21 protein-coding genes are annotated in these 21,980 nt (G+C 32.2%); 7 read left to right on the top strand and 14 right to left on the bottom strand.

Going from position 1 to position 21,980, the window contains the following annotated elements; translation table 11 throughout:
* Positions 1 to 138 precede the first annotated feature (138 nt).
* The 5 genes from V1T75_RS03725 to V1T75_RS03705 form a co-directional block, all read right to left on the bottom strand.
* Positions 139 to 756, bottom strand: coding sequence for a MarC family protein (locus tag V1T75_RS03725; protein ID WP_330487221.1), 618 nt, complete (start codon positions 754 to 756; stop codon positions 139 to 141).
* Between the two features lie 166 nt (positions 757 to 922).
* Positions 923 to 1,429: a nuclear transport factor 2 family protein gene (locus tag V1T75_RS03720; RefSeq protein WP_330487220.1), complete on the bottom strand. Its 507-nt coding sequence runs from the start codon at positions 1,427 to 1,429 to the stop codon at positions 923 to 925.
* A gap of 19 nt (positions 1,430 to 1,448) precedes the next feature.
* The gene (locus V1T75_RS03715) at positions 1,449 to 3,425 is read right to left on the bottom strand and encodes a PspC domain-containing protein (protein WP_330487219.1); all 1,977 of its coding nucleotides are present in this window, start codon (positions 3,423 to 3,425) and stop codon (positions 1,449 to 1,451) included.
* Positions 3,418 to 3,762: a PadR family transcriptional regulator gene (locus V1T75_RS03710; RefSeq protein WP_330487218.1), complete on the bottom strand. Its 345-nt coding sequence runs from the start codon at positions 3,760 to 3,762 to the stop codon at positions 3,418 to 3,420. The genes V1T75_RS03715 and V1T75_RS03710 overlap by 8 nt, the downstream gene beginning before the upstream one ends.
* Positions 3,763 to 3,778: 16 nt before the next feature.
* Complete coding sequence (locus tag V1T75_RS03705) at positions 3,779 to 4,207, bottom strand: DUF4870 domain-containing protein (protein ID WP_330487217.1); 429 nt, start codon at positions 4,205 to 4,207, stop codon at positions 3,779 to 3,781.
* Positions 4,208 to 4,362: 155 nt separating this feature from the next.
* On the opposite strand from V1T75_RS03705, the gene V1T75_RS03700 reads away from it, so the two are divergent.
* The 3 genes from V1T75_RS03700 to V1T75_RS03690 are packed head-to-tail and all read left to right on the top strand — an operon-like array spanning position 4,363 to position 6,518.
* Complete coding sequence (locus tag V1T75_RS03700) at positions 4,363 to 4,818, top strand: DUF4442 domain-containing protein (protein ID WP_330487216.1); 456 nt, start codon at positions 4,363 to 4,365, stop codon at positions 4,816 to 4,818.
* Positions 4,819 to 4,825: 7 nt separating this feature from the next.
* Complete coding sequence (gene blaOXA, locus V1T75_RS03695; RefSeq protein WP_443082040.1) at positions 4,826 to 5,683, top strand: class D beta-lactamase; 858 nt, start codon at positions 4,826 to 4,828, stop codon at positions 5,681 to 5,683.
* Between the two features lie 34 nt (positions 5,684 to 5,717).
* On the top strand, positions 5,718 to 6,518 hold the full coding sequence (locus V1T75_RS03690; RefSeq protein WP_330487214.1) for a TIGR00266 family protein: 801 nt from the start codon (positions 5,718 to 5,720) through the stop codon (positions 6,516 to 6,518).
* A gap of 75 nt (positions 6,519 to 6,593) precedes the next feature.
* Here V1T75_RS03690 and V1T75_RS03685 read toward each other — a convergent pair whose 3' ends face one another.
* A complete protein-coding gene (locus V1T75_RS03685; protein ID WP_330487213.1) occupies positions 6,594 to 7,982 on the bottom strand; it encodes a TlpA family protein disulfide reductase in 1,389 nt (462 codons plus the stop codon).
* Positions 7,983 to 8,150: 168 nt separating this feature from the next.
* Between V1T75_RS03685 and hutH the strand changes: the two genes are divergently transcribed.
* The gene (hutH, locus tag V1T75_RS03680; RefSeq protein WP_330487212.1) at positions 8,151 to 9,656 is read left to right on the top strand and encodes a histidine ammonia-lyase; all 1,506 of its coding nucleotides are present in this window, start codon (positions 8,151 to 8,153) and stop codon (positions 9,654 to 9,656) included.
* A 73-nt stretch (positions 9,657 to 9,729) separates the two neighbouring features.
* On the opposite strand, the gene V1T75_RS03675 is transcribed toward hutH, so the two are convergent.
* On the bottom strand, positions 9,730 to 10,074 hold the full coding sequence (locus tag V1T75_RS03675; RefSeq protein ID WP_330487211.1) for a 5-carboxymethyl-2-hydroxymuconate Delta-isomerase: 345 nt from the start codon (positions 10,072 to 10,074) through the stop codon (positions 9,730 to 9,732).
* 96 nt (positions 10,075 to 10,170) lie between these two features.
* Positions 10,171 to 12,378, bottom strand: coding sequence for an endonuclease MutS2 (locus tag V1T75_RS03670; protein WP_330487210.1), 2,208 nt, complete (start codon positions 12,376 to 12,378; stop codon positions 10,171 to 10,173).
* A gap of 37 nt (positions 12,379 to 12,415) precedes the next feature.
* On the opposite strand from V1T75_RS03670, the gene V1T75_RS03665 reads away from it, so the two are divergent.
* Entirely contained in the window at positions 12,416 to 13,081 is a 666-nt protein-coding gene (locus V1T75_RS03665; RefSeq protein WP_330487209.1) for a uracil-DNA glycosylase, read from the top strand.
* Here V1T75_RS03665 and V1T75_RS03660 read toward each other — a convergent pair.
* Together V1T75_RS03660 and V1T75_RS03655 are read right to left on the bottom strand one after the other, a co-directional pair.
* Positions 13,068 to 14,084 carry a glycosyltransferase family protein gene (locus tag V1T75_RS03660; protein WP_330487208.1) on the bottom strand — a complete coding sequence of 339 codons (1,017 nt, stop codon included), beginning with the start codon at positions 14,082 to 14,084 and terminating at the stop codon, positions 13,068 to 13,070. The genes V1T75_RS03665 and V1T75_RS03660 overlap by 14 nt on opposite strands.
* Positions 14,085 to 14,179: 95 nt before the next feature.
* Positions 14,180 to 15,052, bottom strand: coding sequence for a UDP-2,3-diacylglucosamine diphosphatase (locus V1T75_RS03655; RefSeq protein WP_330487207.1), 873 nt, complete (start codon positions 15,050 to 15,052; stop codon positions 14,180 to 14,182).
* Positions 15,053 to 15,237: 185 nt separating this feature from the next.
* Here V1T75_RS03655 and V1T75_RS03650 point away from each other — a divergent pair, with 185 nt between their 5' ends.
* Positions 15,238 to 15,519 (top strand): hypothetical protein, encoded by a 282-nt coding sequence (locus tag V1T75_RS03650; protein WP_330487206.1) that lies wholly within the window; start codon positions 15,238 to 15,240, stop codon positions 15,517 to 15,519.
* Between the two features lie 45 nt (positions 15,520 to 15,564).
* On the opposite strand, the gene secA is transcribed toward V1T75_RS03650, so the two are convergent.
* The 4 genes from secA to V1T75_RS03630 form a co-directional block, all read right to left on the bottom strand.
* The gene (gene secA / locus V1T75_RS03645) at positions 15,565 to 18,915 is read right to left on the bottom strand and encodes a preprotein translocase subunit SecA (protein ID WP_330487205.1); all 3,351 of its coding nucleotides are present in this window, start codon (positions 18,913 to 18,915) and stop codon (positions 15,565 to 15,567) included.
* 126 nt (positions 18,916 to 19,041) lie between these two features.
* Entirely contained in the window at positions 19,042 to 19,263 is a 222-nt protein-coding gene (locus tag V1T75_RS03640) for a DUF2795 domain-containing protein (protein ID WP_047789198.1), read from the bottom strand.
* Between the two features lie 100 nt (positions 19,264 to 19,363).
* Positions 19,364 to 19,936 carry a cob(I)yrinic acid a,c-diamide adenosyltransferase gene (locus V1T75_RS03635; RefSeq protein WP_330487204.1) on the bottom strand — a complete coding sequence of 191 codons (573 nt, stop codon included), beginning with the start codon at positions 19,934 to 19,936 and terminating at the stop codon, positions 19,364 to 19,366.
* An 8-nt stretch (positions 19,937 to 19,944) separates the two neighbouring features.
* Positions 19,945 to 20,364, bottom strand: coding sequence for an acyl-CoA thioesterase (locus tag V1T75_RS03630; RefSeq protein ID WP_330487203.1), 420 nt, complete (start codon positions 20,362 to 20,364; stop codon positions 19,945 to 19,947).
* 172 nt (positions 20,365 to 20,536) lie between these two features.
* Here V1T75_RS03630 and dnaA point away from each other — a divergent pair, with 172 nt between their 5' ends.
* Complete coding sequence (gene dnaA / locus V1T75_RS03625; protein ID WP_047789195.1) at positions 20,537 to 21,961, top strand: chromosomal replication initiator protein DnaA; 1,425 nt, start codon at positions 20,537 to 20,539, stop codon at positions 21,959 to 21,961.
* Positions 21,962 to 21,980: the final 19 nt, after the last annotated feature.

Genomic DNA, 21,980 nt, shown 5'->3' with positions numbered 1-21,980 from the left:
CTTTTTCAATCTCAAAGACCATTAGTAATTAAAAATCATTATCTAACAAAAATAAAGGTTTGTAAGTGAAAAAGGTACCCTTAAAATAGGTTGATAAAATTAAAAGAGATGTTCTTTTTACTCTTTTTAAGTGCTAGTTTAGTTAGCCATTAAAAAAAAGCCTTTTAGCCCACTTAAAATACTTTGTACAGCATAAGAGGCCAAGATAAGCCCCATTACTTTACTGATAACTGTAATACCATATTCGCCAATCCTTTTTTGTATACGGCTGGCCAATAAAAGAATTATCATAGTGAGTGCTACTACAAAAAGAACGAGTAAGGTAGTGATGGTTTGTTGTTGAATAGTATATATATGGTTGTCAGTTAATAATACTACTGCCATGATAGCTCCTGGTGAAGCTATTGAAGGAATTGCTACAGGGAAAATAGTAACATGTTTATAATCTGAAATTAAATGTTTTTCAGATTCAGGTTTTCCTTCACCAAAAATCATAGTTAAAGCAAAAAGGAAAAGGATAACACCTCCAGAAATTTGAAAAGCATCTAGAGTAACTTTCATACCTTCTAAAATAATTTGTCCTACGACAATAAAGAATAGTAGAATTAAAAAAGCAATGAACGATGCGCGGATAGCTACTTTTTTCTTGTGGTATGTATCTAATTGTTTGGTAGCTTCTAAATATACAGGAACTGTTCCTAGAGGGTCGATCACTGCAATTAAAAAAAGGATAGTTGTAATTATTTCTGCTACCATTGTAAAATTTGTTAGATAACGAAGTTACTTTTTTTGAATGTAGTATCAAATATAAAAAGAAAAAAGCCAAAGCTGTACAGCTTTGGCTTAACTAATAAAACCAAGTATTAGTGTCATCGGAGTTAGCTAAACCAATGAACTAATGTTGTTAGTATCAACTATATTTTTAATGTAAGCTAATTACTTTTGTCATCAACCACTTTGCGTTTTCTTTTTTCCAAATGGCGATAAACTTACTAGGGGTAGATTTAGCATTAGGTTCTCTATTATTAAAAAACTTATGATAACCTATTTGAACGGCTCCATAGTTGTTAATAGGGTATACTTCAATACTTCCCTTTATTAAGGTTCGAGTGACCTTACCACAAATATTTTTTTTAGTGGCCGCTATAATTTCACTTTTAGAAATAGATAAACCTCCCTTGTCATGAAAAAACTCAATATCATCACTTAAAATATCAGACTGTGTTTTCATGTCACAAGTATTATAAGCGTTAAAGAATATGCTATCCATTGTTGTAATTTGATTGTGTAAATCAATATCAACAGGTTTGTAGTTAGGGATTTCTTGTACCTGTCCGTTCATTACCCATGATAGTAATAGCGTGTATAAAAGTGTAACTATTTTCATAAAAAAGTTACCCTTAAAGAAGAAGTCAAATACATCGTTCATAGTTTTTCAGTTTATGCATTTACCAAGTTTTAAAGCTCAAAGCTCCTTCTTCATTATACAGTCTACGGAAACCTTTTGATATAGTATCTAAAGTACCGTTTGAAATTTTAATACTACCTGCATATCCATCGTTACAATCAATTTCCAAAACGAGATTGCTAATTGTTTTGTCAGTATTAAATTTTGAGTCAACAATATCAATATCTATGTTTTTGCGATCTTTAAACCAGTCAATTAATTTGTTAAGTTCATTTTCAGTAGTTTTCTTTGAGATGATAAATTCAGCTTTTGCATCATTAATTGTACTATCAAATAAGAAACTTACTTCATCGTCATTATCAGAATCCCAATCATCAGAATCTTCATTATTGTTGATGTCTTCTTCGTCACAATCTAAACAGTCAAAACCTTTAGAAGTCATTTTAAAATGATGATTGGCCATATCACGATCGTATACGTTTTGAACGTTTTTTACATCATCTAAAAAGTTACGAGACGAACCTTCAAAATATATAGTTGTTCCTTCAGGAATGTATACAACAGCGTCAATTTCTTCATCTTTCCACATGTTTTTGTATTCACTAATAAAAAAGGCATCAAAAACAATAGTGTTGTTAGCTGTTTTAAAGTTGTATAGAACAGCTTCTGCATTGCTATTGGCATCATTTCGCTTTCTTCCTTCAGAAGTTTTCTTAATTTCTATATAAGCACTGCCAGTTTCACTTTTGCGAACATCAATATTTATATCATTAGAGTACTTCATTTCTTTATCATTTACATGAACAGATATTGAATTATCTCTATTGCGTAAATTGTGTTGATAGTAAATATTATCATCGTTTACTACTCGTATTTTTAAAGGTTCTTCTTGGTTGTATGTAATACTATGTTTTGAAACATGTGCACCATCGTAAGCATGTGTAGTAAAATATTCAATACCAGAGAAACCGATTGCTAATAAAGAGATTAACCAAAGTCCAAACAATGTTAAAACGGTTGCAATACCGAGTCTTTTAATATTAGGAGATAAAATTCGTAATCCTAAAATAAATAGGACAACAAAAGGAATTCCTATCAAGAAAAATACAAATGTCATTAACAACCATTTAGGCATTGCTGAATCGTAAAAGAAAGGAGGATAATGAATCATGTCTCCATCAAAATTTAAGATCTCTAAGCTACCTACCGAAAATAAGGTCAGTAATAATGAAATGATTGTAATCCCAGCAATAAATATTAATAAAACGCCCATGAATTTACCAAACACTTTGAATACGGCTAGTAAAATTTTACCCATAGTGTCTATAAAATCCTGAAAACCAGATTTAGTTTGGTTGCGTAGTTTTTGATAATCAGCATTTGAAATTTTATCCGATAAATCATGGGCGCCTTCCTTTACTTTTGAGGAAAGGTTTTCAAATTCATTGCGAATTTTTTTTTCAATATTATCAATATTTACTGCTTCTCCCTCCATTTGTAATTTTTCGGAAGTAGTTTTAGCTTCTGGTAGTATAACCCATAAAATAATGTATCCTATAATTCCAAAACCAAATCCGGCCAATGTTAAAATAAGGAAAGCTAAACGAATCCAAACAACATCGATATTGAAATAATGTCCAAGTCCAGAACAAACTCCTCCTAAAAACTTATCATCGCCATCTCTAAACATTTTTTTGTTAGCTGTATTTCTTTTATAGGTGTAAGAAGTGTTTTCGCTATATCCTTCTTCCGCTTCGGCATAATCTTCAGGTTGCCCCATAATCGCAATAATTTCTTCTATATCGCTTTCATTTACAACTTGACGAGCATCGGTGATTCTTTCAGATAATAACTCACTAATGCGAGCTTCAATATCGGCTATAATTTCATTCTTACCCTGTGGGTCATCGCTTAACGAACGAGCAATAGCGTCTAAGTATCGTTTTAATTTCTGATAGGCAATTTCATCTATATGGAAGAAAAATCCGCCTAGGTTTATATTTATTGTCTTATTCATTTTTAGTTGATTTTGTGCTTGTTACTTGGTTTACTGCGTTTACTAAATTATGCCATGTTTTATCTAATTCTTTTAAAAACATTCCGCCATTCTCGGTGAGTACGTAATATTTTCTTGGTGGTCCAGAGGTTGATTCTTCCCATCTGTAACTTAATAATCCTGCATTTTTTAAGCGGGTAAGCAACGGATATATGGTTCCTTCAACCACAATCATTTCAGCACTTTTAAGATTTGAGAGTATTTCAGAGGTGTATGCATCTCCTTTTTGTAAAATAGATAAGATACAGTATTCTAAAACGCCCTTACGCATTTGTGCTTTTGTGTTTTCTATCTTCATGTAATGCGGTTTATGGTTATTTTATAAATTTTATTGTAAGTGGATATCTATACATCTCACCCTTGTTTGCTTTCATCGCAGCTATAATTATCAGTGCTATTTTTATAAGAGCAACAATGCTTACAACAGAAGCAAATCCAAAAATGCCAAACAATCCTCCATAACCGTGATATCCACCAAAGTCGATGTCCATCCCCTCAAATCCGTTGAAAATTCTTCTGAAGAAAAAAGGGATAAAAGAGAGGCTTAGTATAAAAATATACAAACTATAACTGATGTTAAAATTAACGGCTTCTTTACCATGTTCATTTAAAAAGGGACTTCGCTCTTTTAAAGTTTGCCATAATATAAGTGGGGTAATAATGCTTCCTAAAGGAAATAAATACCCTGCAAAAGCAGAGATATGTATTAAAAAAGCATTGGTATTTTGGTCGTTGTGTTGCATAGTGAAATGATTTATATAATACTTTACAATGCAAATATATATCTTTTAAAAGGTATTATGCAATACATAGTACTAAAAATTAACAAAATTTAACATTTAAATGAAACGAAATAATTAAATAAAAAGCTGTACATTGCCTGTAAATACTGAAAAAAATGAAGTTTACACCTAAAAAAGTTAATGCCTTTTTATTATTTAAGTTACCCTCAGCTTTTTTTACTGGAGTACGATTAAAATCACTTACTAACGATACGGCAGTGGTTAAAGTTACCCATAGATGGGTGAATCAAAATCCGTTTAAATCGATGTTCTGGGCGGTACAGGGAATGGCATCAGAATTATCAACAGGTATTTTGGTAATGAAAGAAATAGATGCGTCGAACAAAAAAATTTCAATGTTGGTTACTAATATGAATGGAACCTTTACTAAAAAAGCTACAGGGAAAATTCGTTTTGAATGTAACGATGGTAAATTAATAAGAGAAACTATACAAAAAGCAATAGATACAGGTGAAGGGCAAACAATAACTGTTACTTCAGAAGGTTTTAACGAAGAAGAGATTTCTGTTTCAAAATTTGAATATGAATGGAGTTTAAAGGTTAAAAATTAGTTTTGTGGTGAGGTTTAATTATATTTTTATAATTATAGTACTGCTATTTTCTTGTGAGAGTGTAGAAAAGAGTAAAAAAGAGAAAGTTGAAACAAAGTTTTTAGTTAATAATCAGTTTCAAGAAATACTTGATAAGGCAAAATTAGAAGGAGCTATACTAGTTTATGATTTGTATAAAGATGTGTATTATTCTAATGATTTTGATTGGTGTAAAAAAGGAAATTTACCAGCGTCAACATTTAAAATTCCAAATTCTATCATTGCTCTAGAAACAGAAGTCGTTAAAAGTGATAGTACAATTTTTAAATGGGATGGAGAATCAAGGTTTTTAAAAGTTTGGGAACAAGATTTACTATTTAAAGAGGCTTTTTATTATTCTTGTGTTCCTTGTTATCAGGAAGTTGCTAGAAAAATTGGAGTTGAAAGAATGAAGTCTAATTTAGAAAAGTTAGCTTTTGGTTCAATGGATGTAAACGAAACAACTTTAGATAACTTTTGGTTAGAAGGAAAATCTAAAATCAGTCAATTTGAACAAATCGACTTTTTAAAAAGATTATACAATTCTAGTTTACCTATTTCAAAGCGAACCGATAGTATTGTAAAAAAAATGATGGTATTATCTAAAAACAACTTGTTTACATTGAGAGGTAAAACAGGTTGGTCGATTAGAGGTGAAGAAAACAATGGTTGGTTTGTTGGCTATGTGTTGGTTAAAAGCAATGTTTTTTTCTTTGCAACAAACGTTGTGCCTCAAAAGAGTTTTTCTATGGAATTTTTTAATAAAGAAAGGAAAGAAGTGACTTTTAAAGCTCTTGATGTATTAAAAATTTTAAGAGAAAATGAATCATTTGTAACAAAACAATAAAAAAATCTTCTTATAAGTATAAAAACAAAAAAATATGAATGCACACGAAATTGATTATCGCATTTTTGGAGAAGAAATGCAGTATGTAGAAATAGAATTAGACCCACAAGAAGGAGTTGTTGCCGAAAGTGGTAGTTTTATGATGATGGATGCCGATGTAAAAATGAACACGATTTTTGGAGATGGTTCAAATCAAGAAAAAGGGTTGCTAGGGAAAATTTTTTCTGCAGGAAAACGAATATTAACAGGTGAAAGTTTGTTTATGACAGTTTTTACCAATGATGGTCGAGGAAAAAAACAAGTTTCTTTTGCTTCCCCATATCCTGGAAAAATTATTCCAATTGACTTAACAGAATTTGGAGGGAAGTTTATTTGTCAGAAAGATGCTTTTTTATGTGCAGCTAAAGGGGTGTCTATCGGAATTGAGTTTTCAAAACGTTTAGGAAGAGGACTGTTTGGAGGAGAAGGATTTATCATGCAAAAAATGGAAGGTGATGGTATAGGTTTTGTGCATGCTGGTGGTACCATGGCAAAAAAAGTATTACAACCTGGTGAGGTTTTAAAAGTAGATACAGGCTGTATTGTAGGTTTTACCCAAGATGTTGATTATGATGTTGAATTTGTAGGCGGTATAAAGAATACCATTTTTGGAGGAGAAGGATTGTTCTTTGCAAAATTAAGAGGTCCAGGAACGGTATATATTCAATCATTGCCATTTAGTCGATTAGCAGGTAGAGTGTTGGCTATGGCTCCACAAACAGGAAAAGGCGATAGAGGAGAAGGCAGTGTTTTGGGTGGTTTAGGAGATATCTTAGATGGAGATAATAGATTTTAAAATTATTGTTTTAATATATAAACTAAAAAAAAGCCGCTAAATTTAGCGGCTTTTTTTAGTTTATGATAATAAGGTTTAGATTCCTAACTCTTCAAACATATTGATTAATCTTTCTCCTTCTGATGGTGCAGGAGCGTTTGGACTTACAATATTACCTTCTGGATCAATGATGATAAACCTAGGCAAACCTTTAATTAAGAAGTTTTGAGCCCAGTCTAAGTTTAAATGGCTATCTCCAGCCATTAACTGTATACCCGTCATTTCTCTGTCTTGAATAGTTTCTTTCCATTTTTCATCATTCCCTTTAGCATCAACATTAATGCTTACAAACTCAATGTTTTTACCATGGTATTCTTGTTCCAATCTCTTTAATAAAGGGATTTCTCTCTTACAATAAGCACACCAAGTAGCCCAAACATCAATATATAAGTACTTTCCGTGGCCCAATAAGTCATCTAAAGAAGTAGTTCCTCCATCATAGTTTACATAATCTTTAAACTTAGGAGCGGGTTGTCCTTTTGCAGTAGTTTTTAATAATTCGTAATCTTTAGTAATCTCTTTTTTGTGTGCTTTATTAGTAGAATATGCCATGAACTTTCTATAAAACTCTTTTAAGTCACTGGCATAGGTAATACTACTTTCAGCACTATTGTATAGCAAATCGTTTTTAGCGATTGAATCAGTTACTTCAGTTTGTACAGTTTCTAGATAAGTTAAATAATAATCTTCTCCTTCTTTATTTTTTTCTTTAGCCATGTTTTTTAACTCTGTTTCTAACATTGCTCTGTAGAAGTAGCAGTTAACATAGTCAGAACCACTACTGTAGTTAAAGTTTTCTAATGGGTCAGGAAAATCTTCTGAAACTTTAAAGTCTTTGTTACCAGTTAAAGTAGCATGAAAATCTTGATAATTATATATGTTTCTTAAACATTCATAATCAATGTTTTTTACTTCTTGTTTTAAGAAATCAGCAGGTAATTGCTTAGCAATAGAAAGCTCCGTTACAGCATCTTTATATTCATTAGTTTTATTCAAAAACTCTTCTTCATCTAAAGCAAAGTATTTGTTAGCGCTAACAAGTATTTCAGGCCATGTTTTTTGTTTTTCATGAAGGTAGCTATTAATTTTTGCATTTGTGCCTTCAAAATTTATCACATCAGCATTTTTGTAATCAAATACAATACCAGCATCGTCCGTTTTCGTTAGGTATAAATTAATTGGTTTTTTATTACATAATAAAGTATAATAACCATCTCTATTAATTCTAAGCGTATCGATAAAAGAGCCAGTCTTTCTATCAAATTTTATTTTCTTTTCAAAACGAAAGCCATTTAAAGTAATGTTGCTTTTTTTGAAGTTTTCAATTTTACCAGTGAAGACTAAGTAGTCTTTAACAGGTTTTTCTTCTTTTTTACATGAAATTATCGTAACTCCTAAGAGGGCTAAAAGTACTAGTTTTTTCATTGTTTAATGTTTAGTGAGAATATGGTGTTTAAGGCGCCGAAGTTACTTTTTTTAACTTTTTAATCAAAAAAATTAACAGTTTATTTAAACAACACTCTATTTTTTACAAAAAATCAGCTTGAAGTTTTATCTTTTTTTTGGTTCTTTGTACACCTTAAAAATATTAAAATGGATACTACACATATAATAAATTCACAACCAGTTGGTTTAGAAGATATTCATCGTATTGTATTACTAGATAAAAAGCTTTCTCTATCAGAAGAATCAAAAGAAAAGATAGTAAAATGTCGCGCTTATCTTGATGAGAAAATGAAAACGCATAGCGATCCTATTTATGGAATTAATACAGGATTCGGTTCGTTGTGTAACGTTAAAATTAGTGGAGATAATTTACAACAGCTTCAAGAAAACTTGGTAATGAGCCACGCCTGTGGAACAGGAGACGAAGTTCCTCATGAAGTTGTAAAGTTAATGTTGTTGCTTAAAATACAGTCGCTGAGTTACGGTCATTCTGGAGTTCAGTTGGCCACCGTTGAGCGTTTGATTGAGTTTTATAACAATGATATTTTACCTGTTATATATACACAAGGTTCGTTGGGAGCATCTGGAGATTTAGCACCCTTAGCTCACCTTTCATTACCGTTAATTGGTCTAGGAGAGGTACACGTTGCAGGAGAACGAATTTCAGGAGAAAACTTATTAGAAAAATTTGGTTGGGAGAAAATAAACTTACAATCAAAAGAAGGTTTAGCGCTATTAAATGGAACTCAATTTATGAGTGCCTATGGTGTGCATAACTTATTAAAGGCTTATAAACTTTCTTATTTAGCAGATGTAATTGGGGCGGTTTCTTTGGAAGCTTTTGACGGAAGAATAGAGCCATTTAATGAGTTGATACATTTGGTACGTCCACATAACGGTCAATTAGCTACCGCTAAACGTATTAAGGAAGTATTAGAAGGAAGTGAGTTAATTGAACAACCAAAAGAACATGTGCAAGATCCTTACTCATTCAGATGTATGCCTCAGGTTCATGGAGCAACAAAAGATACATTAGAGTTTGTGAAAAAAACATTTATTACAGAAATAAATTCGGTAACAGATAATCCAAACATTTTTGTTGATGAAGATATTATTGTTTCTGGAGGAAATTTCCATGGGCAACCGCTTGCTTTAGCTTTAGATTATTTAGCTATTGCAATTGCAGAATTAGGAAATATTTCAGAAAGAAGAACTTATCAGTTGGTTTCTGGTTTAAGAGGATTACCGGACTTTTTAGTGTCTAACCCAGGTTTAAATAGTGGATTTATGATTCCACAATATACTGCGGCTAGTATTGTAAGTGCAAATAAACAATTCTGTACACCATCGAGTGTAGATTCTATTGTATCGAGTAACGGACAAGAAGACCATGTAAGTATGGGAGCTAATGCGGCTGTTAAAGCTAAAAAAGTAATAGATAATGTGTGTTCAGTATTAGCTATTGAGTTAATGAATGCTTCTCAGGGACTTTCTTTTAGAGAACATAGTACTTCTGAGTTTTTAACTTCTTTTGTAAGTATGTTTAGACAAGATGTGCCTGTAGTGAATGACGATAGGGTATTGCATACTGATATAAAGAATGCAGAAAACTTTATCAATAACTTAACTATTGAGGTTGATGAACTATTTTAAGTAATCATCACATAAATTAATATAAAAAAGCTCAAATTGTAATTTTACAATTTGAGCTTTTTATTTGTACTGCTTATACCATAGATTTATTACAATAAGTAGCTTTTTCAAAAGCTCTAATATTAATAGAAATAATTGGAACTTCAGGAAACATTAATTTTAATTCAGTAACAATCTTTTCTGAAAGATTCTTTTTTTGAGCAGTGTTCCTTCCTTCCATAATATTAGCAAAAATATGGATAAAATCATCACTAGTATTTCCTACAGTATAATACTCAAATGGATTAATTCTTACCTTAATATCTCTATTATCAAAAAGATTTGTTGATTCTGCTGTATCATAAACTTTTTGAATAATCTCTTTAGGTGATTTTAATTTGATAATGTTTTCAGAGCAATCAATTACAAAATGTGGCATAATTATTTATTTAGTTGTTTTTATAGGTTAACGTATGACAATTCTTTGTAAATTATGACCATGGAAGTTGCTGCATGATTTTTTTCTACTAACAAATCATTTTTTAGCACGCTCTACTAATTCCAACTGCTCAATTTTGGCTTCTGTAGTGAACAAGCCGTAATTAATAAACGCTTTCTTCTTTTCTATTTTATCAATGGTTCCTACTGCATTTCCGTCAATTAAACGAACTCTGTCATTTACTTTAAAAACATAAGCGGCTCTTTCTTTGGCAATTTTTTCCGCTTCTTTTTTCTTTTCTTCGCGAACCTTTACCACTTTTTGAAGCACTTCTTTTTCTACTTTTTTAATAGCCTCCTGTTGTTTTTGTGTAGCAACTTTGTCTTCTTTCTTTTCTGTTTTGGTTTTCTTTTTAGGAGGGTTTTTCTTTATGTACTTAGTCTTTTCTGCCATTGCCCATTTAAAAAAACTAGCAGAAAGCTCTTTTTTATTATTTGTTTGGAAGTATTTATTAAGCATTTCATTAATATTCCTCCCTAAAGATAACATACGTTGGTTGTTGTCATATAATTCTTGAAAACCTTCTAGTTTTTCACGTATTTTAAGCTCTTTCTCTTGTAAGTTTTCAATATGCTCTTGTCCTTTAGATTTTTGTTTGTTTAAGCTTTCAGAAGTTTTTTGTAAACGATTTCGTTCCTTTTGAAGTTTTGAGATTGTTTTATCTAAACGAACTTTTTCGGTTTCTACACGTTTTTTAGCACGGTTGATTAAGCTGTACGGAATTCCGTTTTTCTGTGCTACTTCAAACGTAAAAGAACTCCCTGCTTGTCCTATATACAATTTGTATAAAGGCTCTAAAGTACGCTCATCAAACTGCATATTGGCATTGGTAACATTATCCAATTCATCTGCTAATACTTTTAGGTTAGCATAATGTGTGGTAATAATTCCGAAGGCTTTCTTTTCATAAAACTCTTCTAAGAAAATTTCAGCCAAAGCACCTCCTAATTCAGGATCAGAACCTGTACCAAATTCATCAATTAAAAACAAGGTATTGTCATTACATTTTCTTAAAAAGTAACGCATGTTTTTTAATCGATAGCTATAGGTACTCAATTGGTTTTCGATAGATTGGTTGTCGCCAATATCTGTTAAAATCGTATTGAAAAGAGTGGTTTCACTACGCTCATGAACAGGAATCAATAATCCGCTTTGAAGCATAAGTTGTAGTAAGCCAATAGTTTTTAAAGTGATGCTTTTCCCTCCAGCATTCGGACCTGAAATCACAATAATTTGCTGCTCTTCACTTAACTGAATAGTCTGTGGAATAGTTTCAATATTTTTAGCGTTATTCTTTTGCCATAAAATAGGGTGAAATGCATTTTTAAAAAACACTTTTTTCTCTGAAGTGATTTTAGGTAGCAATCCATTGATGCTCTTAGCATATTTTGCTTTAGCACCCACCATATCTAAATGTGTTAAAAACGAAACATACTCATTTAAGAGCGGAGTATAAGGACGTATTTCAGTAGCTAGATTCCTTAGTATGCGTACTATTTCTTGCTTTTCTTCATACAAAAGGTTTTGTAACTCTCTACTGTAAGCTAAGGTAGCTTGCGGAGCGATATATACAATATTTCCTGTTTTTGATGATCCTAATAAACTCCCTTTAACTTTACGACGGTGCATTGCTAAAACAGCTAACACACGTTGATTATCAATTACCGTTTCTTTGATATCATCTAAGTATCCACTAGCTATATTTTTACTCAAGGCACGAGAAAAACTCTCAGAAATTTTACCTCTTACGGAACCAATTTCTTTTCGTATTTGTTTTAATGCTGTAGAAGCATTGTCAGCAACCTCACCATACGGAGTAATAACTTTTTTTATACTATCTACAATTATTGTTGTAAACTCAAGGTGATCACTTAAAGTAAATAATGTAGGGTAGTAGGTTTGAAATTTTTTTAAAAACTTCTTTTGTTCATTTACTGTTTCTGAAACAGCTGAAACTTTTAAGAAACCGTCTGTTTCTAAAAAACTGTTTTCAATAGCGAGTCGTTTACTTTCTTCAGAAATATCTTCAAAATAATGATTTGGAATTCTGTTTTCATTTTCAAAAGAAGACAGATATTCATTTACCATATTCAACTCAAAAAATAACTTTTTTTTGTTTGAAATAGGTTGAATTTGCCTTGTTTTCTCTTTTCCTAAATTAGAGATACAGTGCGTTGCAACTTGTTCTAAAACCGTTGTAAATTCTAAATCTTGAAGTGTTTTTTCTGTAATGTTTTTAGTCAAAATAGTATATTTGAAACCACGACAAAAATAACAAACAATGCAAGTAAAAATTAATGATAGCTGGAAAAATATTTTACAATCTGAATTTGAAAAACCGTATTTTGAAAATCTTACCAGTTTTGTTAAAAATGAATATTCAAAACATACGTGTTATCCAAAAGGATCAGATATTTTCGCAGCGTTTGATTTTTGTGCGTTAGAGGATTTGAAAGTGGTGATTTTAGGACAAGACCCATACCATGGAGTAGGGCAGGCAAACGGATTGTGTTTTTCGGTACATGAGGGTATTGCACATCCTCCATCATTGATTAATATTTTTAAAGAAATAGAAAAAGATGTAAATATTTCATACCCTAAAAGTGGCGATCTATCTCGTTGGGCAAAACAAGGAGTGTTGTTATTAAACGCAACTTTAACTGTAAGAGCAGGGGAGGCAGGAAGCCACCAAAAGCAAGGTTGGGAACAATTTACTGATGCCGTAATTCAGAAAATTTCTGAAGAAAAAGAAAATGTAGTATTTTTACTTTGGGGTGGTTTTGCTAAGAAAAAAGCAAAACTTATTGATAAAAATAAACATCATATTTTAACCTCAGGTCATCCGTCACCATTAAGTGCTAATAGAGGGTACTGGTTTGAGAACAAACATTTTTCTAAAACCAACAATTTTTTACAAAGTATCGATTCGGCAACTATTCGATGGTAATTTCTGGTAAAATGGTTTTGTTATAATACGGTAAAATAATTGCGTCTAGTATATCTTCAGTAACGTCAGGGTAGTGTACTTTAACAACTTTGTTAGTGTTGATCCATTTTTCAATTTTTGGCAATTGTTTTTTGCTTAGTTTTTTTACAACTGTAACCCCCATTTCTTTTAAGGAAACAGCATTGCATTGTTGTTCGTATTGATTTTTCATTGGAATAACCAACAGTTTTTTACGTAAATATAGGGCCTCTGTAGGTGTTGCAAAACCAGCACCACAAACTATTCCTTTAGCAGAAGCCATGCTACGAATAAAAGCATCGTCGTTTATTGGTAGGATAGTAATATTATGAAAGAATTGATGTTCTTTTGTTTTCTTAGAAAATACCTGCCATTTTATGTCTTTTATGCTTGAAAGTACTTTGATTATTTTTTCGTCACTATAAGAGGGTAAATATACCGTGTAATGACCTTTATTTGTAATATTTCGATAACGAATTTCCTTACGAATAATAGGCAAGAAGGTTGAAGAGGAATGAGTTTTAAAGTGAAATCCGAATTTGTTTTTTGCAGGGGCATAGTATTTAATAATTAAACGTTCTAACCTAAACCTTTTAAAAGCAGAGTTTTTCTCGTTTAACAAAGCGTTTTGATTACTAAGAGAAATGATAGGGACATTTCTAAATAAACATGCCCAAGCTGAGATAGGCTCAAAATCGTTAATGACCAAATCGTATTCTTTTACGGGTAACGTTTTAATTTCTTTGTAAACTTTCTTTAGGTTTAAGTCTTTTAAGGTGTTAATTAGGTCAATTCCTCCCTTTTTACCAAAAACAAACCCCAAGCCATGTAATTTGTATTTTATATCGAATGGAAGCCCTATTTCGTATTGCGAACCACTAACTAATATATCAACATCACCACGTCTCTGTAAATATGGGATTATTTCTAAGGCTCTACTTGCATGTCCGTTTCCTGTTCCTTGAAAAGCGTATAATATTTTCATCTTTTTAAATTTTTTATTATGGTTGTTTTTAGAAAATTACCTATTTAGAAGGTACTGACCATTTCCTAATTTAATGCCCATTATAGGCTTCATGGTTATTGGGTTTTAATGTTAAATTCTTTAAGTAACTCAGTAAAAAGCTCGCTATTATTGTGTTCTGAGCTTACAAGCTCTAAATCTTTTACGGTATAATTTAAATGGATGTTTTTAGCTATTTCGTCTTTTTCGTATTCGTATAAAGACCAATTGTTGTTTTTGTATTCTAAAGCGGTTAAGTTTTCTATCCAATCGCCAGAATTTAAATATACAGTTGTACCATTGTCTGTATTTACGGTTCTTATTTCTGGTTGGTGAATATGACCACATATGACATAGTCGTACCCTTCATCAATTGCAATTTCGGTAGCTGTCATTTCAAAATTATTAATGAATTTAACAGCACTTTTTACACTGTTTTTTATTTTTTTGGAGAAAGAGAGTCTGCCGTATCCTAGTTTATGACTTACCCAGTTTACAATCGTATTAATAAGGATTAAAAAATCATAACCCATTCCGCCTAGTTTTGCAAGCCATTTTGAATGTTGCATGGTCACATCAAAAACATCCCCGTGAAAAAACCACCCCTTTTTACCGTCAATATCAAGCACTAATTTGTTCACGATTTCAAAGCTTCCTAAGCGAAAACCTTTAAACCTACGTAACATCTCATCGTGATTTCCTGTGATGTAATACACTTTTGTTCCAGAAGTGATAAAGTTCATCAATTGTTTGATGATTTTCATGTGAGGTTTCGGAAAGTAACGTTTGTTAAATTGCCAAATATCAATAATATCTCCGTTCAAGATTAATATTTTAGGATTGATGGTTTTTAGGTAATTATGAAGCTCGGTAGCTCTACAACCAAAAGTTCCTAAGTGTACATCTGATATTACAGCAATATCTAATTTACGTTTTTTGTGTCTTTTCATTCTAAGTATACTTCGATGTTTATCAAAGTTACTTTTCGAATGTTTTTATAAGGTGAAGTCATTATAAAATGTTGGTAATAAAATCTTTACTTAAAAGTGTAGTAAAGGTTATGTAAAAGTAAAGTTATGTTAACAGAGAAAAGAACGTTAGATTTAATGTCTTAATTTGAAAAATTAAAAAGATTGTGAATATTTATGAAATATATTACAAGAATAAAAAGAGGTTTAATTTTTTTGTTCAAAGAAATAGTTGGAGAAATACTGCAGCTGAAGTTATAGGGATTGAAGGAGTTATAGAAGGTGGAGATATAGAAGGTAAACCACCCTATTATAAAAGTCAGAAAGTATATGCTGATTTTTATAATAAAACTACTAAAAAAATTATAGATAAAAACGAGGAAATAAGTAGCCCAGGAACTTATGCGTACAGAATGATAGAAATTAGAGGAGGTAGGAAGAAAAAATAAAAAGCTCGGTTTTTACCGAGCTTTTTTATATAATTTGTTTCAAGGTTACTTGTTGTACAATACCCATTCTCCTTTTTCTAATAAAGGAATGGCTTGCTTGTACTTAACCTCTTTTTCTTCACCAGACATTACATTTTTGATAGTAACTTTTTCGTTACGACCAATTTTTGGTTGTTCACGCACAATAGTTTCTACAGCTTGCTGTTCTTGTGTTTGTTGATTACGAGCATTGCTAATGGCTTGTTGTGTTGAGTTTTGAACCTCGTCTTTACGTAAATCTAATTGCTCACGTTGTTGTTCACGAGCTTCAGATACTTGTGAAGCTTCTTGACTTGGTAATTTTCCTTTGAATAAGAAAGATAATACCTCTTTGTTGATTTTATCAATTGTTTCTTGGAATAATTCGAAAGCCTCGAATTTATAAACTAATAACGGGTCTTTTTGCTCATACGTAGCGTTTTGAACAGTTTGTTTTAACTCATCCATTTTACGTAAATGATCTTTCCAGTTCTCATCAATAATCGCTAAAGTGATGTTTTTCTCAAAGTCGTTTACTAATGACTTTCCTTCACTTTCGTAAGCTTCTTTTAAGTTGGTAACTACTTGTAATGTTTTAGAACCATCTGTAAAAGGAACAACGATACGCTCGTAACGATCACCTTCGTTTTCAAAAACATTTTTAATTACTGGGAATGCATTTTCTGCATTTCTTTCTGCATCGTTTTTGTAGTGTTCCGTTACTATTTTGTATAGCTTGTCAATTAAATCTTGCTCTGATGTTTTATTGAATTCTTCTTCAGAAAAAGGAGAAGTCATTGCAGAGAAACGGATTAATTCGAATTCAAAGTTTTGGAAGTCTTTTGTAGCCTTGTTTTGTCTTACAATTGAATCGCAAGTATCATAAATCATGTTTGCAATATCAATCTGTAAACGCTTTCCGTCTAAAGCATGACGACGACGTTTGTATACAAACTCACGTTGAGCGTTCATAATATCATCGTACTCTAATAAACGCTTACGGATACCGAAGTTGTTTTCTTCTACTTTTTTCTGAGCTCTTTCAATAGATTTAGAAATCATAGAGTGTTGAATAACTTCTCCCTCTTTTAATCCCATTCTATCCATCATCTTCGCAATTCTTTCTGAACCAAATAAACGCATTAAGTTATCGTCTAAGGCTACATAGAATTGAGAAGAACCTACATCTCCTTGACGTCCTGCACGACCACGTAACTGACGGTCTACACGACGAGAATCGTGACGCTCTGTACCAATAATAGCTAAACCACCTGCGGCTTTAACTTCATCAGATAATTTAATATCGGTACCACGACCCGCCATGTTGGTTGCAATAGTTACCACTCCAGGTTTACCAGCTTCAGCAACTACATCTGCTTCTTTTTTGTGTAATTTCGCATTTAAGATATTGTGAGGAATCTTACGGATTTGCAACATTCTTCCTAATAATTCAGAGATTTCAACAGAAGTAGTACCTACTAGTACCGGTCTTCCTTCTCCTACTAATTTTACGATATCTTCAATTACAGCGTTGTATTTTTCACGTGTAGTTTTATAAACTAAATCTTGTTTGTCGTCTCTTTGAATTGGTTTGTTTGTAGGAATTTCAACCACATCTAATTTGTAGATTTCCCAGAATTCACCTGCTTCTGTAATCGCTGTACCTGTCATACCAGATAATTTACGGTACATTCTAAAGTAGTTTTGTAAAGTAACGGTAGCAAACGTTTGCGTAGCGTCTTCAATCTTCACATTTTCTTTTGCTTCAATGGCTTGGTGTAACCCGTCAGAGTAACGACGACCGTCCATAATACGACCCGTTTGCTCGTCTACAATCATTACTTTATTATCCATTACCACATATTCCACATCTTTTTCAAAAACAGTGTATGCTTTTAAAAGTTGGTTCATGGTATGAATTCGTTCACTCTTTACACTAAACTCACGGTATAATTCTTCTTTTTGATTAGCTTTTTCTTCTGGAGTAATGTCGCTATTATCTATTTGACCAACTTTGACACTAATATCTGGTAAAACGAAGAATGTTTCATTTTTAGTGATATCAGAAAGGTGTGCAATACCTTTATCTGTTAAGTCAATTTGATTATTTTTTTCTTCAATAGTAAACCACAATTCAGCATCAACTTCAGGCATTAGCTTGTTGTTGTCTTGCATGTAAAAGTTTTCCGTTTTTTGAAGGATTTGTTTCACGCCTTCTTGCGATAAAAACTTAATTAAGGCTTTGTTTTTAGGAAGCCCCCTGTAAACTCTTAATAATAAAAAACCACCTTCTTTAGTATCACCCTCTTTAATTAAACGTTTAGCTTCAGCTAAAACACCTACTAGGTATTTATTTTGAAGAGAAACTAAATCGGCAACTAGCGGTTTTAACTCATTAAATTCATGATCACCTCCTTGTGGTACTGGTCCAGAAATAATTAATGGCGTACGAGCATCATCAATTAAAACAGAATCCACCTCATCAATAATAGCATAGTTTGGTGCACGTTGTACTAAATCTTTTTTAGAGTTAGCCATGTTATCACGTAAGTAGTCGAAACCAAACTCATTGTTAGTTCCGTAAGTAATATCAGCATTATAAGCTTCTCTACGGGCTTCTGAATTTGGTTGGTGGAAATCAATACAGTCAGTACTCAATCCGTGGAACTCAAAAATAGGAGCCATCCACGCACGGTCACGTTTTGCTAAGTAGTCGTTTACAGTGACAACGTGAACTCCATTACCTGTTAAAGCGTTTAAGTATACAGGTAAAGTAGAAACTAAGGTTTTACCTTCACCTGTCATCATTTCAGCAATTTTACCTTGGTGTAATACAGATCCACCAATTAACTGTACATCGTAATGAATCATGTCCCAAATAACTTCTTTACCAGCGGCATCCCATGAATTAGCCCAAAAAGCTTGGTCATCTTCTAAGGTAATGTGTTCTCTAGTAGCTGATAGCTCTCTATCGAAAGGAGTAGCAGTTACTTCCAATTCTGTATTATTAGCAAAACGTTTTGCGGTTTCTTTTACAAGAGCAAAGGCTTCTGGCATAATGTCTAATAAAACAGCTTCTGAAGCTTCGTAAGCTTCGTCTTTTAATTTATCAATTTCTGTATAAATGTCTTCTTGACGATCGATGTCTGCACTTTTAGCTTCTTCTTCAAGATCAGCTATTTTATCGTTAAAAGATTTGGTAGCGTCTTTAATTTTTGATTTAAACTCAATTGTTTTTGCTCGTAATTCATCATTTGATAAACTGCTTAAAGAATTTTCAAAAGATCGTACCTTTTCAACGATCGGTTGTAGTGATTTTAGATCCTTTTGTTGTTTGTCTCCAACAAATAGTTTTATAATCGAATTTAAAACGCTCATTTGTAAAATATTGTTTTATAGCTAATTAAGTTGTTTTTAATTAGCGTTTTTTGTGTTTTTATTGAGTGCTTAAAAGTAAGCAAAAAAAAAGCCTCTGTAAAAGAGACTTTTTATGATTTATTTTTTCTAGTATTCATCTTCATTCCAAAGATAATCTTCTTCAGTAGGGTAATCTGGCCAGATTTCAATAATAGAATCGTATGCCTCACCTTCATCTTCGATATCTTGTAAGTTTTCTACCACTTCTAACGGTGCTCCAGTACGAATAGCATAATCAATTAATTCGTCTTTAGTTGCAGGCCAGGGTGCATCTGCTAAATAAGATGCTAATTCAAGTGTCCAATACATTTCTTTATCTGTTTAATAAGATTTTCCGCAAAAATAATTTTTTTTTGTAAAAAGTCAAGTTTTTTTTAAAAAATGTGAAATCAATAATTAAAGAACTTAGTTATAGCTTTTCAGGAATCCATTTAATTTCCTCAGCTTGTAAGTCTTGGGTCAACTTCCGTGCCAACACAAAAAGGTAGTCAGAAAGTCGGTTTAAATACTTTAAAACAGTATTGCTAATTGTTTCTTCTTCGTTTAAAGCCACAGCTAATCGTTCCGATCTACGGCATACGCAGCGCGCTATGTGACAAAATGACACGGTTTGATGACCGCCTGGTAATACAAAGTGTGTCATTTGAGGTAGGTCTTTATTCATAAGGTCAATTTCGTCTTCTAAAAACTGAATAGACTCTTCATTAATTTTAGGAATGTTTAAGCGCTCTTTACCACTTTTTAAAGTTTCCTTTTCAGGTGGTGTAGCTAACATGGCACCTAATGTGAATAAATCACTTTGAATTTTTGTTAGTTTCTCTTTTAAAGTATGGTCAATATTTTGATCTCTAATTAACCCAATGTAAGAGTTGAGTTCATCAACAGTTCCATAGCTTTCTATTCTTAAATGATATTTGGGTACTCGAGTCCCCCCAAATAGGGCAGTGGTACCTTTATCTCCTGTTTTGGTATATATTTTCATGTGTTTTTTTACGTGTTTGATTCATTTTTTAAGATAGCTAATTTATCTAAAATATAATCAGGGCACCGCATAGGTTTTTTTGTTTTTTTGTTAATAAATGCTAACACGGTATTTCCAGTAGAAATTAGTTCGTTATGTTGGTTGGTAATTTCGTAATCGAATTCAATTTTTACTGAAGGGGTCTTTTTTAAAATAGTAGTAATGGTTAATTCGTCGTCGTACAATGCCGATTTTTTAAAGCTACAAGATAAAGAAATAACAGGCAACATGATTCCTGTTTTTTCCATATATTTGTAGGTAACGCCCAGAGAACGTAGCCATTCGGTACGACCAATCTCAAAAAATTGTGCGTAGTTTCCATGATAAACTACTCCCATTTGATCAGTTTCAGCATACCGAACACGTATAGATGTGTGATGTTTTTGCAAAAGATTTTTTTATTTTAGTAGCATTAACGATACGCAAAAAAAAAATAAAAGTCAATAGTGATTTGATTTTTTTATACTAAAATTTATTCACACTTTTGTTCGCCCAGACTTTCATGTTTGGTGTCCCCTAAACCTGAATAAAAATTAACAACTAAAATTGTTTTTTACCAATATGACTAAAACAGCCGATTCAGTTTGGATGGAATGCTTGTCTTTTATCAAAGACAACATTAAACCACAGGCATATAAGACTTGGTTCGAGCCGATAAAGCCTATTAAATTGGCAGGGGAAGCTTTGACAGTTCAAGTACCAAGTAAATTTTTTTACGAGTGGTTAGAAGAGCATTACATAAAACTGTTAAGAGTAGCTTTGGTTCGTCAGCTAGGAAATGATGCTAAATTAATTTACGATGTACGTATGGAAAATACGTACAGTAGTAATAGCCCTCAAACAGTAAAAATACCTAGTTCAAATCGTAACCCATTAAAGCCACAAAAGGTAACAGTTCCGTTAGAGTCAAAACGAGAATTGAAAAATCCATTTGTGATTCCTGGTTTACAAAAAGTGAAGATAGAATCTCAACTCAATCCTAACTACAATTTTGTGAATTTTGTAGAAGGAGATTCTAATAGGTTGGCACGTTCTGCAGGTATGGCAGTAGCAAATAAGCCTGGAGGAACTTCGTTTAATCCACTATTAATATATGGAGGAGTTGGATTAGGAAAAACACACTTAGCACATGCTATAGGTGTTGAGATTAAAGATAAGTATCCAGATAAAACGGTATTGTATATTTCTTCTGAAAAATTTACGCAGCAGTTTATTGATTCGGTAAAATCAAATACTAGAAATGATTTTATCCACTTCTATCAAATGATTGATGTGTTGATTATTGATGATGTACAGTTTTTATCAGGGAAAGCTGGTACGCAAGATGTGTTTTTTCATATTTTTAATCACTTACATCAAAACGGAAAACAGGTTATTTTAACTTCAGATAAAGCGCCTGTTGATATGCAAGATATCGAACAACGATTGTTGTCTCGTTTTAAATGGGGATTATCGGCTGAGTTACAAGCGCCTGATTACGAAACAAGAATTTCTATTTTACAAAATAAATTGTATAGAGATGGTGTTGAGATGCCAGAAGAAATCGTTGAGTATATTGCAAAGAATATCAAGTCTAATGTTCGTGAATTAGAAGGAGTGATAATCTCAATGATAGCTCAAGCTTCTTTTAACAGAAAAGAATTTACAATTGAGTTGGCGAAACAAATTGTAGATAAGTTTGTAAAAAATACGAAAAAAGAACTGTCTATTGATTATATTCAAAAAGTAGTGTCAAAATACTTTGATATGGATGTGGCAACCTTACAATCAAAAACACGTAAACGTCACATTGTACAAGCACGTCAGTTAGCGATGTATTTCGCGAAGCGTATGACAAAGTCGTCGTTAGCAAGTATTGGAAGTCAAATAGGTAAAAGAGATCATGCAACGGTGTTACATGCATGTAAAACTGTAGATAATTTGACTGAAACTGATAAGCAGTTTAAAAAGTATGTAGAAGACTTAACAAAAAAGTTAACTTTATAAATAACGAACCTCACTAAGT

The sequence above is a fragment of the Tenacibaculum sp. FZY0031 genome (assembly GCF_036350695.1).
Classification (GTDB): domain Bacteria; phylum Bacteroidota; class Bacteroidia; order Flavobacteriales; family Flavobacteriaceae; genus Polaribacter.
Note: the sequence above shows the minus strand (reverse complement) of the source record. Positions and strands in the feature narration are given on the sequence as shown.